The organism is Chania multitudinisentens RB-25, assembly GCF_000520015.2.
GTDB lineage: Bacteria > Pseudomonadota > Gammaproteobacteria > Enterobacterales > Enterobacteriaceae > Chania > Chania multitudinisentens.
On sequence record NZ_CP007044.2, the window covers coordinates 2,000,611 to 2,013,716 of the forward strand.

The following is a 13,106-nucleotide window of genomic DNA, read 5'->3' on the forward strand; positions in this document are numbered from 1 at the left end:
CCTGGTCGCAGCATTGAGCAAGGGTAGCCTGCTGCCTTTTGGCAGGATGTTTCTTGCCCAGATTCATGAAGTTTGAACCGGGTGCCATACAATTAGATGAGTGGTATCACCCACAGCTTTCCAGTTGCGGTGTTGTTGCCTGCATACGCTTATGCCAAGAAAAAACATTCGGTTGCAAACGTAACAGAATGGGTTTTTATAGCGTTTTTGGCTATTATTCTGGATAAGTGTATCGTCAAGGTGCGATATGAGGCGAGTAATGTCTGATGATTTGTTGATTCACCGCCCGTCAGTTGCGGGCGAAAATTTATCTTTGCGCTCCATGCAGGAGGTTGCCATGAATGATCGTAATGCCAGCAAGATGCTGCGTACCTATAATGTCGCCTACTGGGGCAACAATTATTATGATGTCAACGAATTGGGCCACATCAGTGTGTGCCCTGATCCAGATATTCCACATGCGCGTGTCGATCTTGCCGAACTGGTAAAAGAACGTCAGAAAGATGGCCAGCGCTTGCCCGCCCTGTTCTGTTTCCCGCAGATCCTGCAACACCGCTTGCGTTCGATTAACGCCGCATTTAAACGTGCGCGTGAGTCTTTTGGCTATGAAGGGGGCTATTTTCTGGTTTACCCCATCAAGGTCAATCAGCACCGCCGGGTGATTGAATCCCTGGTCAACTCCGGCGAACCGCTGGGGCTGGAAGCGGGTTCCAAGGCTGAATTGATGGCCGTGCTGGCTCATGCCGGTATGACTCGTTCAGTAATTGTCTGTAACGGCTACAAAGACCGTGAATATATCCGCTTGGCATTGATCGGTGAAAAGCTGGGGCACAAAGTGTATCTGGTGATCGAGAAGATGTCGGAAATCCAACTGGTGCTGGAAGAAGCCGAGCGTCTTAACGTGGTGCCGCGCCTTGGAGTGCGAGCGCGTTTGGCTTCGCAAGGTTCAGGGAAATGGCAGTCAAGTGGGGGGGAAAAATCCAAGTTTGGTCTGGCAGCGATTCAGGTATTGAAACTGGTGGAAACGCTGCGCGAAGCGGATCGCCTTGATAGTCTGCAACTGCTGCATTTCCACCTGGGCTCGCAATTAGCCAACATTCGAGATATTGCCACTGGGGTGCGTGAATCTGCGCGTTTCTATGTGGAATTACACAAACTGGGCGTCAATATTCAGTGCTTCGACGTTGGAGGTGGCCTGGGGGTTGACTACGAGGGCACCCGCTCGCAATCGGATTGCTCGGTTAATTATGGTCTGAACGAATATGCCAACAACGTGATCTGGGGGATTGGTGATGCCTGCAACGAGCATGGTTTGCCGCATCCTACGGTGATTACTGAATCTGGCCGTGCCGTTACCGCGCACCACACGGTGCTGGTCTCTAATGTGATTGGCGTGGAGCGTAATGAATTCTGCGACCCGGTTCCACCGGTTGAGGATGCCCCGCGTGCTCTGGTCAGCATGTGGGAAACCTGGCAGGAGATGAACGAGCCGGAAAACCGCCGTTCACTGCGTGAATGGCTGCACGACAGCCAGATGGATCTGCACGATGTGCATACGCAATACGCGCATGGCATGCTGGATCTGACCAAGCGCGCCTACGCCGAGCAGTTGTACCTGAATATCTGCAATAAGATCCAGCAGCAGCTTGATCCCAGCAACCGCGCACACCGCCCAATCATTGATGAATTACAGGAACGGATGGCGGATAAGTTTTACGTCAATTTCTCGTTGTTCCAATCGATGCCAGATGCCTGGGGGATCGATCAACTGTTCCCGGTGTTGCCGCTGGAAGGGTTGGATAAACCGCCAGAAGGCCGTGCAGTATTACTGGATATCACCTGCGATTCGGATGGCACCATCGATCATTATGTTGACGGTGACGGTGTTGCCACCACGATGCCGATGCCGCCGTACGATCCAGAAAATCCACCCGCGCTGGGCTTCTTTATGGTCGGTGCTTATCAGGAGATCCTGGGTAATATGCACAACCTGTTTGGCGATACGGCCTCGGTTGATGTGTATGTATTCCCCGATGGTAGCGTAGAAACCGAGCTGTCTGACGAGGGGGATACGGTCGCAGATATGTTGGAATATGTGCAGCTCGATCCGACTGTGTTGTTGGCTCGTTTCCGCGATCAGGTGAAAGAAACCGATCTGGACAGCGAATTGCAGGCGCAGTTTGTCGAAGAGTTTGAAGCCGGATTGTATGGTTATACTTATTTGGAAGATGAATAATTAAGCATGACAAGGTTGGGTATCATCTTGGTACTCAGCCTTTTATTTTTTAAGATGTTAAGTGTTTCATGATGAATATTTTCTATACCCCAAATAATGCGAGTTACAGGAAGGCGGCAAGAGAGTGAATCCTCAGAAGCGCAGTGGCCCCGAAGGGGCAAGGCTATGTATGAGCCGAGTAACGCCACCAACATCCATGCAACTTGAAGTATGGCGGGTATATGCAGATAACATCAAATAAGCAGGCCGATACACACGCTTGAAGCATAAACGAAATATGACGATAATCGGCTCCAGCAGCAGTACTGAAACAGATACCGAATAAATCCCTTTCTCGTCGGGCTAACGACGCGGGAGGGATTTTTTGTTACCGCCTGAGCGACACGTTATGGGCGAACCGTTGAAATGTGAGGGTTTACTATGAGTACCTTAGGCCATCAGCCCGATAATTCGTTAGTGTCCAACGCCTTTGGTTTCCTGCGTTTTCCGCTGAACTTTATGCCTTACAGCAGCGATGCAGAGTGGGTTATCACTGGCATTCCATTCGATATGGCGACCTCCGGCCGTGCCGGTGGCCGCCATGGCCCTGCGGCGATCCGCCAGGTATCAACCAACCTGGCCTGGGAAGGTGCGCGTTGGCCATGGAGTTTTGATCTACGTGAACGCCTGAACGTGGTCGATTGTGGCGATATCGTATTCAACTTTGGCGATGCGCAAGACATGAGCGACAAACTGCAGGCGCACGCAGAAAAACTGCTGCAAGCGGGCAAGCGGATGCTCTCTTTCGGCGGCGATCACTTTGTGACATTACCGTTGCTGCGTGCGCACGCTAAACATTTCGGTAAAATGGCGCTGGTGCATTTCGATGCCCACACCGACACTTATGCCAACGGCAGCAAGTTTGACCACGGCACCATGTTTTTCCACGCGCCGAACGAAGGCCTGATCGATCCGCACCACTCCGTGCAGATTGGTATTCGCACTGAATTTGATTGTGACAACGGCTTTACGGTATTGGATGCGGCGCAGGTTAACGATCGTGGCGTGGACGATCTGCTGACGCAGATCAAGCAGATTGTGGGCGATCTGCCGGTATACCTGACTTTTGATATCGATTGCCTGGACCCTGCGTTTGCACCAGGAACCGGTACTCCGGTGATCGGTGGCCTGACGTCCGATCGGGCACTGAAGCTGGTGCGTGGTATGCAGTCATTGAATATTGTTGGCATGGACGTGGTAGAAGTGGCACCGGCTTACGATCAGTCCGAGATCACCGCGCTGGCTGCCGCCACGTTGGGCCTGGAAATGCTCTATCTGCAAGCGGCTAAAAAACAGGGATAGTCCCCTGCGCCATGGAGTCGGCACCTGTTTGCCGTGAAGATCAAATGGAGGAACCGTGCTGACTGAACCATCAACACGCCTTAACAAATATATTAGCGAGAGCGGTATCTGCTCACGCCGCGATGCCGATCGTTACATCGAACAAGGCAATGTTTTTATCAATGGCAAACGTGGTGCACTGGGCGACCGGGTATTCGCTGGTGACGTCGTTAAGGTTAACGGTCAGCTTATTGAACCCCGGAACGAAGACGAACTGATCTTTATTGCGCTCAATAAACCGGTGGGGATTGTCAGCACCACGGAAGATGGTGAAAAAGATAATATTGTTGATTTCGTCAACCACAGTACCCGTATCTTCCCGATCGGGCGGCTGGATAAAGATTCGCAAGGGCTGATTTTCCTCACTAACCACGGCGATCTGGTGAACAAGATCCTGCGTGCGGGGAATGACCACCAGAAAGAGTACCTGGTTACGGTCAATAAACCGGTAACCGACGATTTTATTCGTGGTTTGAGTGCCGGTGTGCCGATGCTGGGAACGGTGACCAAAAAATGCAAGGTAAAGCGAGAAGCCCCTTTTGTGTTTCGTATTGTACTGGTGCAGGGGCTTAATCGTCAGATCCGCCGCATGTGTGAGCATTTTGGCTATGAGGTGACCAAGCTGGAACGCACCCGCATCATGAATATAGGCCTGGCCGGGCTCCCCTTGGGGGAATGGCGTGATTTAACGGACGATGAGCTGGTGGAGCTGTTTAAATTGATTGAAGGCTCTTCCTCCGAAGCGAAACCGGCCAAGAAAGCCAAGCCAGCGGTGAAAAAACCGGCGAGCAATGGACCGAAAAACACCGATAAGCCGAGTAACAATTTGGCGGCTCGCAAGCGCTTTACTCAGCCTGGGCGCAAAAAGAAAGGGCGCTGAGCGGTAAAACCCGTCAGGTGCAGCCATCGATCACTCCACGTCTCTGAAAGTGCGGATTACCCTGGGCTGAGAACTGCCCAGGGTAATCCCATATGCTGCACACCGAGCTAATTTAAACGTTCTTTACTGGTTTCTTTGATAAAGATGAAAGCGAACAGCGATAAGCTGCAACCTGCAATCACATAGAATGCCGGTGCTGCCGCATTACCTGTCAGTTTGATCAGATACGTGGCAATCGAGAGTGAAAAACCACCAAAAATACCCACCGCGACGCTGTAAACCAGAGAGAGCCCAGTAGTTCTGACATGGCGTGGATAGATTTCAGGCAAAATGGTAATTGAAGGGGAAGCGCCAATAATATTAATCGTGCTCAATACAATCATGATGGCAAACATCAAATGCACACTGGGGTAACTGCTTAACAGATAAAAGGCCGGGTAAATTAACAAGGTAATGGCGAGCCTTGAACCGGCAATCAGCGGGCGCCTGCCAACGTTATCAGACCACATTCCCGCCAGCGGGCCACCAATGAGAGTGATTAATCCACCGATTGCGCCTATCAGCATGCTATAGCCGGTATCCAGCTTCAAAATACTGATCGCATAGTTGGGAAGATAAAACATAATGATCATATGAGGGATAGTTCCCCCAATGGTTAATAAAATGCCGGACAGGGTTTCTTTATAATAGGTGGTGAGCACTTCAATTAAGGGGATTTTAGGCGCTTTATCTTCCGTAGCCTGCCATGTGTGGGTCGCGGTTTCCTCTAATTTTGAACGGATATACAAACCGATAGGCGCAATAACTATCCCAAGCAGGAAGGGAATACGCCATCCCCAGTCTTGCACGCTCTCAGCAGGCATCACGTTGACCAAGAGCACCAACGTCATGGCGGCAAACAAGTTACCTGCACCCTGGCTGGAAACCTGCCAGCCACCATAGAATCCACGATTGTGGGGTTTGGCATATTCCACTAATAACGTGGTTGATGCGCCTAACTCACCGCCAGCAGAAAAGCCTTGTACCAAGCGGGCCAGCGTAATAATGATGGGGGCGGCAATACCAATGCTTTGATAAGACGGAGTGAGACCAATAACCAGAGTACTGAGGCCCATCAGTAAGAATGTGAGCGTCATGGCGGGTTTACGCCCTTTCTTATCCGCATAGTGGCCAATCACCAGTGCCCCGATCGGCCTGGCGAGATAGCCCATACCAAAGATCATGAACGATGTCATGATACTGACCAACGGATCTGAGGCAGGGAAATAGGCTTTGGCGATATAGGTGGCAAAAAAGGCATACAGCACCAGATCAAAAAACTCCAGTCCATTCCCTAATGTGGTTGCCAGAATTGCTTTCGCGGGTGAAATTTTTTTCTTGGTACGATCCATCGTATATCCCTTAATTAAGAACCTATCCCATTAGTGCCATTTTACTTGCCATTTTGGCTCTGGGCAGTGCTCAGATAATTACGTACTGCGTGTATGCTCCGATTTCTGCATGGCTGCCAATTACGCCTGCATGGAATAGGCTCTCAGGCTTCTTTATTTATTTTAGAAATGCCTGTGTTAAAGCACTCCAATAAGCGATACCCCGCGTAATAATCGCATCATTAAAATCATATCCAGGGTTGTGTACCATGCAACTATTTTCACCCGCGCCGTTGCCTAAGAGCAAATAGCTGCCTGGCCGCTTTTGCAGCATAAAGGCAAAGTCTTCACTCCCCATTAAGGGTTCTGGTATATCAATAACCTGATCGTGGTGCTGTTCGCCTAACATATCTAATGCTACCTGTTTGGCAAATTGGGTCATTTCAGGTTGATTTACTAATACCGGATAGGCGTGAACGTAATCAATGCTGACTTGGGCACCAAAGGCCGCGGCCTGAGCCGTAACTACCGCTTTAATCCGCTCCTCAAGAAAATCCCTTATTACCGGGTTTAGGGCGCGCACGCTTAATTTTAATACCGCAGAATCAGCAATCACATTATTGGCAATACCGCCCTGAAATGAACCGACCGTAATCACTCCTGATTCTTGAGCACCCAGATTACGCGAAATGATGGTCTGTAATGCCATGACGATGCTGGAACCCACCACAACGGCGTCAACGGTGCCTTTGGGCATGGCACCATGTCCCCCTTTGCCATGGATCGTGATGGTGACATTATCGCTGGATGCCATAAATGCCCCTTCGCCAAAGACAAACTGCCCCTCAGGGAATCCTGGCATGTTATGCATGGCAAAGATGGCATCACAGGGAAATTGTTCAAATAATCCGTCGTCCATCATCTTCTTTGCGCCTGCCAGGCCTTCCTCTGCGGGTTGAAAAATGACATTTAGCGTGCCATTGAAGGCAGGGTGATCGGCCAGATAATGTGCGGCACCGAGTAACATGGCGGTATGACCGTCATGCCCACAGGCGTGCATGATGCCGTGGTGCACGCTGCAATAAGGTAAACCGGTATTTTCAACAATCGGTAGAGCGTCCATATCGGCGCGAATCCCTATCGCACGTTGACCGTTCCCTTTTTTCAACGTGCCGACGACGCCGGTAATACCCAGCCCGCGCGTGACCTGATATCCCCAGGCCGAAAGCTTTTCTTCCACCAGGCTGGCGGTCTGTTGTTCCTCATAGCCTAATTCGGGGTGCTGGTGAATGTGTTGGCGGAGAGCTTGGCTTTCTGCAGCATACTGTTTGAAGATATCTAGATTTATTGCATTAAACATCATATTGATAGCCTCTGAACACGGATAAAAGCGGGACTTCCAAGTCTCCTGTACTGCAATGGCCTTGGTTGCCGATGAACTTTATGGAGTTTATGCCGTTTTTCGGGATTGAATATACATTTCTCATTTCTCATTTCTCACTTCTCACTTCTTATGCCAGTACATACTTTCGTGATCCACTCCGCATTTGCAACTTTTAAATAACCATTCATTAACATTCACTGCATTAGCGACTTGACGGAAAATTCACCAGAATTATATTAACTGTATTAAATAAGAAACTGAGTTTCATATATGAAACAATCAGATAGAGGACATAAGCAATGAGCTGGAAAAACGTGTGTGAAGTGTCTCAGGTGAAAGAAGATTTTCCCTTCTCCGCCAACGTGGAAGGGAAAGAGGTCGGCGTTTATTTGATCGATGGTCAATATTACGCGCTGGAAGACGTTTGTCCGCACGCCTATGCCTTGCTGAGCCAGGGGTTTGTTGATGACGGAAAGGTAGAGTGCCCGCTGCACGAAGCCGTGTTCGATGTTCGCACTGGCCAGTGCCTGCGTGAACCGGGCGGCCGCGATCTGCAAATCTATCCTATCCGGGTGATCGATAACCAAATCCAAATCACCTTTATTGCGGAGGAATAAGCATGCAGCACATTACCGATTTCAATCCTTGGCTGCCGGACACTCAACAAGTGAGCCCGGCGCGTGAAGGGGGCAACGGTCAGATTCATCAACCAGGTCAATTCCAGAACGTTATCTGGCAAACCCGTGCACGGGTTCCAGACGGTTTTGAAACCGCCTTGGTGGCGGCGTTGGAAGAGATTTTTGAACAAGGGGCGGAAGAACTGGAACAAATTGTGAGCGCGCTTAACCAGCGCCGCCTGTTCGACCGCAGCGGCCAGCCATGGAATGAAGCAGCATTCCGTGAATTCCTTCACGTCAACGGTTTCTGAGCCGCATTAGGGAGAAGACAATGACAGCCAATACAGCATCCTCCGCACAGACATTACAGAATTATCTTGATCAAGGATTACGTGGCATCTGGTATCCGGTGCTAGCCAGTTGGGAAGTGGGCAACAATCCAGTGGGAATCACCCGTCTTGAGCAACAAATCGTCTTGTGGCGTGATAAAGAAGGAGCGATCCATGCGCTGGAAGATCGTTGCCCGCACCGTGGTGCGCGCCTCTCAATGGGCTGGAACCTGGGCGATCGCATCGCCTGCTGGTATCACGGCATTGAAGTGGGTGGCGATGGAACGGTAAAAGATGTTCCGGCGGTGGATCGCTGCCCGCTGGTTGGGCAGAAATGCCTGCGCTCTTACCCGGCACAAGAAGCCCACGGTGCGGTATTCCTGTACTTCGGTGTCACCGCCGATGAAGAACCGGCAGAACTGGCTTTCCCACAGGAACTGGCGGACGAAGCCAGCTACAGCAACTTCCTGTGTACCGCCAGTTGGGATTGCAACTATCAGTATGCGTTGGAAAACGTGATGGACCCGATGCATGGTACTTATCTGCATTCATCGTCGCACTCTATGGCGGAAGGGGATCGCAAGGCTGATATGGCGTTGGAACCGACCGACAGCGGTTTTATCTTCAAAAAGAACGGCCAGATTGGGGTGAATTTCGATTGGGTGGAATTTGGCAGCAGCGGTGCCTACTGGATGCGCCTGTCGATCCCGTACAAGAAACGTTTTGGGCCGGGCGGCCACTTCTGGATTATCGGCATGGTAGTGCCGGAAGACAAAGATCATTGCCGCGTCTTCTTCTGGCGTATTCGTAAAGTGAAGGATTGGCAGCGCGATATGTGGCGCTTTATGTACCGTAACCGTTTAGAGCAACTGCACTGGGACGTGCTGGAGCAGGATCGCATCGTGCTGGAAAACATGGCACCGAACGCGCGCGGTAATGAATACCTCTATCAGCATGATGTCGGGCTTTCTCGCCTGCGCCGCATGATGCAGAAAGAAGCGCAAAAACAGTTGGCAATGCTCAGCGAGCGGGAGACGGCGCAGTGAATGGCTTGCTGGCAGACCGGCGGATTGTGGTTACCGGTGCGGCACGCGGCCTGGGGCGCAGCTTTGCGGCCGCGATAGCTCAGGCCGGGGCCCGCGTGGTGATGTGCGATATCCTGGCGCAAGAACTGCAAGACAGCGCGGCCATGCTGCGTGAGCAAGGTGTGCAGGTGGAAACGCAGGTGATCGATCTGGCATCACCGTCATCGATCACGGCGGCGTTCAGCGCCATAGCCAAGGGGGGAGCGATCGCCGGATTGGTGAACAACGCAGCGTTGGCGACCGGGGTTGGTGGCAAAACCATGATGGAATACGACATCGACCTGTGGGACAAGGTGATGCAGGTCAACGTGCGTGGCACCTGGTTGGTGAGCCAGGCGGCGGTACCGCTGTTGGCACAAACACCGCATGCCAAGATCGTTAATATTGCGTCAGATACTGCCTTATGGGGCGCGCCACGGCTGATGGCCTATGTGGCGAGCAAGGGGGCCATCATCTCGATGACTCGTTCTATGGCGCGTGAGCTGGGGCCGCAGGGGATCTGCGTCAACGCTGTCGCTCCGGGCCTGACGCGAGTCGAAGCCACCGAATACGTGCCTGCCGAGCGCCACCAGTTGTATGAGCAAGGGCGAGCGCTGTCAGGAGCACAGCATCCCGATGATGTGAACGGCAGCGTGCTGTATTTGCTATCGCCGCTGGCGGACTTCGTAACGGGTCAGTTGTTGCCGGTTAACGGTGGCTTTGTCTTTAACTGACCGCCCATAGGGCGGGCAAACAATTTCAGGAGCATCACATGGCAGAAGATCAAGCATGTAAATATCTGATCCCAGGTCTGGATCGTGGGTTACACCTGTTGCTGGCATTCAGTGAGCAGCATAAGGAAATGACCTTTGCAGAATTACATCGCCTGGTCGATATGCCAAAGGCGACGGCCTACCGTGTGGTGCAAACGCTGGAACACCTGGGTTTTCTGGAGCGTAATCCGCGTACCAACACCTTCGGGCTGGGGATCAAGGTGCTGCGACTGGGTTTTGAGTATATCGCGTCATTGGATGTGGCCCAGGCTGGTCAACCGGTGATCGAGCAACTGCGCGATTGCAGCCAGTGCAGCAGCCATCTGGCGATCCGCGACGGGCGGGATGTGATCTACATTGCTCGCGTCAGTGCTGCGGGTTCGCAAATCAATCAGGTCAGCGTTGGCACCCGTTTGCCGGTACACCGTACTTCTCTGGGCCGTATGTTGCTGACCAGCACCAGCCGCGAAGAGTTCGATAATCTGTTCCCAGATGAAAAGTTACCGGATGAAGCATTGGGCACCCCCGCTAACCGTGAGGCGTTGTGGCAGATGGTGCAGCAGGATAAGGCACGTGGCTACGTGATTGGTGAATCTTTCTTCCGCCACGGTATTTCTTCCATTGTTTATCCGATTTTTAACCGTGAGCAGCAGGTCGCAGCGGTGGTCAGCATTATGGTGCCATCCAATGAGATCCCTAAAGAGGATCGCGAACGCTTGCGCATGGAAGTGCGGGACGCCGCAGAGAAGATCTCCGGCTTTTTGGGGGCAACGCCGCAGGCGAAAGTCGGCTAGGCATCTGCGCCAGCCATACTGAATTTTTGACTCAGGCAGGGATAAGACTCATGGCAATGATGGGTCGGGGTTCGATCATGCCTGAAAAACGCATTCAGCGAGAACGAGAGGCACAATAATGAGCATAACCGGAATCGAAAAGCTGGAATTTGGCGTTGAAGATCTGCCAACGTGTGAAAAATTCCTACAGGACTTCGGCTTGCAGCCAATGCTCCAGCATTGGGGAGAGCCGCGCCGTGAATTTACTACATTAAGCGGAGCCAGCGTGGTGCTGTATCCGCAGAACAGTGAGGTGTTACCGGCGGCGTTTGAAGCCGGTTCCACCCTGCGCCGCATGACCTGGGGGGTTGAAAGCCCAGCGGCCCTGGCTGCGTTGCAACAAAAACTGGCGGACATGCCGGGTTTCCGCCAGGTGGGGGAAGAACTGGAATGCCGCGATCCGAATGGCATGACACTGCGCTTTGGTGTCACTGCCCAGCAGGCGGTTGAAGTACCGGTATTGCCGATTAACCAATGGGGCGATGTGCGCCGTATTGATCAGGCCAGCCCGGTTTATGCCAAGGCCGAACCGATCAATATTGGGCATGTGGTGTTTTTTGTTGAGGATTTGGCCGCGACTGAGCGGTTTTACCGTGAACAACTCGGCTTCCAGGTGTCGGATCGCTATATCGATCGCGCCGTTTTCCTGCGTACTCAGGTGCGCGGTGGGCACCACAACCTGTTCCTGCTGAAATTGCCTAATCGCTCGCGTGGCTTAAACCATGTGGCTTTCACCGTGCGTGATATTCACGAGGTGATCGGCGGCGGTATCGCCATGAATAAGGAACAATGGAGCACCTTTATTGGCCCAGGCCGCCATCCCATCTCCTCAGCCTATTTCTGGTACGTCAACAGCCCGGCCGGCGGAGCGTTTGAGTATTACACCAATGATGACTACCTGACGGAAAACTGGCAGCCGCGTGAGCTGGAACATTCGCTGGTGTCGTTTACCGAATGGGCGGTGGAAGGTGGTATCGATCATGACACGCGCCGCCAGCATAAAAAAACGGGTGCAGCATGAGCGCGGGCATCGTCATTATCGGCGGTGGGCAGGCCGGTGGCTGGGCCGCCAAAACGCTGCGCGACCGAGGCTATAGCGGCAAGCTAACGGTGGTGAGCGATGAGCCCTATGATTTTTACGAACGCCCGCCTCTCTCTAAAGCGGTATTACTGGATAGCAATGCGCCACTCAGCCGCCTGTTCAGTGAAGAGATCGTCGCCGGGTTGAATATCGACTGGTATCGCCCGCTGCGTGCCGAAAAGATCGACAGCCAACAACAGATAATCACCCTCAGCGATGGCCAGCAATTGCCGTTTAAGCAATTGCTGATCGCCACTGGTGGGCGGCCGCGCGTGCCAGATGCCCGTTGGGCCAGCCATCCACAGGTTATGACCTTGCGCTCGTGGAGCGATGCTATCCAACTGCGCCAAGGATTACAGCAATGCAAAAAGCTGGCGATTGTCGGCGGTGGCTGGATTGGGTTGGAAATCGCGGCATCGGCTCGCAAGTTGGGTGCTGAAGTCACGGTATTTGAACGCCAGCCTGCGTTGTGCATGCGCAGCGTTGGGGCCGATGTTTCCCAAGCGTTGCTGGAATTGCATCAGCAGCAGGGCGTCACCGTGCTGTGCGGCTGTGACGATATCCAGCTTGAAGATCGCCAGGGCAAGCCTTGGATCGGCACCGCTGGCAGCGAAGCACAGTCGTTTGATCTGGTGGTGGTCGGTATCGGGGTTGAACTGAATCTGGAACTGGCACACAGCGCCGGGTTGCAGGTTGAGGCCGGGATCGTAGTGGATGGGCAAGGGCGCACCAGCCACCCGGCCATTTTTGCCGCTGGTGATGTGGCGCGCCACCCCACGCTTGGCTTGTGCCTGCAATCCTGGGCCTACGCCCAAAACCAGGCCATCAGCACCGCCTGCGCCATGCTGGATGCTGCGGCAGCCCCTTACGATGATGTGGCTTGGCTGTGGTCGGATCAATACGACACCAATATCCAGATCCTGGGCATACCGATGGGAGGAGTGCATCACATTGTGCGCCGTACACCGCAGGCACAGGTATTTTTCACCCTGAATGCTGAACGGCAACTGGTGCAAATGGTGGCGTTTAACGATGCGCGCACCATCAAACTGGGCAAACGCTGGCTGGCCAGTGGCCGGGTATTGGAACCGCAGCAGTTGGCGGATGTGGAGTTTTCTCTGATGGCGTTGAAATAACGCCTGAGCTTCGGGAGCGTTTT

General features: G+C 52.8%; 12 protein-coding genes. 10 read left to right on the forward strand and 2 right to left on the reverse strand.

Annotation, left to right across the window (positions count from 1 at the left end; all coding sequences use genetic code 11):
* The first annotated feature begins 247 nt into the window (after positions 1-247).
* The 3 genes from speA (at position 248) to rluF (ending at position 4,496) form a co-directional block, all read left to right on the forward strand.
* The gene (gene speA / locus Z042_RS08860) at positions 248-2,236 is read left to right on the forward strand and encodes a biosynthetic arginine decarboxylase (RefSeq protein ID WP_417903522.1); all 1,989 of its coding nucleotides are present in this window, start codon (positions 248-250) and stop codon (positions 2,234-2,236) included.
* 420 nt (positions 2,237-2,656) lie between these two features.
* A complete protein-coding gene (speB, locus tag Z042_RS08865; RefSeq protein WP_024909958.1) occupies positions 2,657-3,577 on the forward strand; it encodes an agmatinase in 921 nt (306 codons plus the stop codon).
* A 55-nt stretch (positions 3,578-3,632) separates the two neighbouring features.
* A complete protein-coding gene (gene rluF / locus Z042_RS08870) occupies positions 3,633-4,496 on the forward strand; it encodes a 23S rRNA pseudouridine(2604) synthase RluF (RefSeq protein ID WP_024909959.1) in 864 nt (287 codons plus the stop codon).
* 107 nt (positions 4,497-4,603) lie between these two features.
* Here rluF and Z042_RS08875 read toward each other — a convergent pair whose 3' ends face one another.
* Together Z042_RS08875 and Z042_RS08880 are read right to left on the reverse strand one after the other, a co-directional pair.
* On the reverse strand, positions 4,604-5,887 hold the full coding sequence (locus Z042_RS08875) for an MFS transporter (protein ID WP_024909960.1): 1,284 nt from the start codon (positions 5,885-5,887) through the stop codon (positions 4,604-4,606).
* Between the two features lie 157 nt (positions 5,888-6,044).
* The gene (locus tag Z042_RS08880; RefSeq protein WP_037405435.1) at positions 6,045-7,226 is read right to left on the reverse strand and encodes a M20 aminoacylase family protein; all 1,182 of its coding nucleotides are present in this window, start codon (positions 7,224-7,226) and stop codon (positions 6,045-6,047) included.
* Between the two features lie 323 nt (positions 7,227-7,549).
* Here Z042_RS08880 and Z042_RS08885 point away from each other — a divergent pair, with 323 nt between their 5' ends.
* The 7 genes from Z042_RS08885 to Z042_RS08915 all read left to right on the forward strand — a co-directional run bounded on the left by Z042_RS08885 (position 7,550) and on the right by Z042_RS08915 (position 13,083).
* Positions 7,550-7,867: a non-heme iron oxygenase ferredoxin subunit gene (locus Z042_RS08885; RefSeq protein ID WP_024909962.1), complete on the forward strand. Its 318-nt coding sequence runs from the start codon at positions 7,550-7,552 to the stop codon at positions 7,865-7,867.
* A gap of 2 nt (positions 7,868-7,869) precedes the next feature.
* Positions 7,870-8,178: a recombinase-like helix-turn-helix domain-containing protein gene (locus Z042_RS08890; protein WP_024909963.1), complete on the forward strand. Its 309-nt coding sequence runs from the start codon at positions 7,870-7,872 to the stop codon at positions 8,176-8,178.
* A gap of 20 nt (positions 8,179-8,198) precedes the next feature.
* Positions 8,199-9,242: an aromatic ring-hydroxylating oxygenase subunit alpha gene (locus tag Z042_RS08895; protein ID WP_024909964.1), complete on the forward strand. Its 1,044-nt coding sequence runs from the start codon at positions 8,199-8,201 to the stop codon at positions 9,240-9,242.
* Complete coding sequence (locus tag Z042_RS08900; RefSeq protein ID WP_024909965.1) at positions 9,239-9,994, forward strand: SDR family oxidoreductase; 756 nt, start codon at positions 9,239-9,241, stop codon at positions 9,992-9,994. The genes Z042_RS08895 and Z042_RS08900 overlap by 4 nt, the downstream gene beginning before the upstream one ends.
* A 38-nt stretch (positions 9,995-10,032) precedes the next feature.
* On the forward strand, positions 10,033-10,827 hold the full coding sequence (locus tag Z042_RS08905; RefSeq protein WP_024909966.1) for an IclR family transcriptional regulator: 795 nt from the start codon (positions 10,033-10,035) through the stop codon (positions 10,825-10,827).
* Between the two features lie 118 nt (positions 10,828-10,945).
* Entirely contained in the window at positions 10,946-11,887 is a 942-nt protein-coding gene (locus Z042_RS08910) for a VOC family protein (RefSeq protein WP_024909967.1), read from the forward strand.
* Positions 11,884-13,083, forward strand: a complete 1,200-nt coding sequence (locus tag Z042_RS08915; RefSeq protein ID WP_024909968.1) for an NAD(P)/FAD-dependent oxidoreductase — start codon at positions 11,884-11,886, stop codon at positions 13,081-13,083. Before Z042_RS08910 ends, Z042_RS08915 begins: the two co-directional genes overlap by 4 nt.
* Positions 13,084-13,106 lie beyond the last annotated feature (23 nt).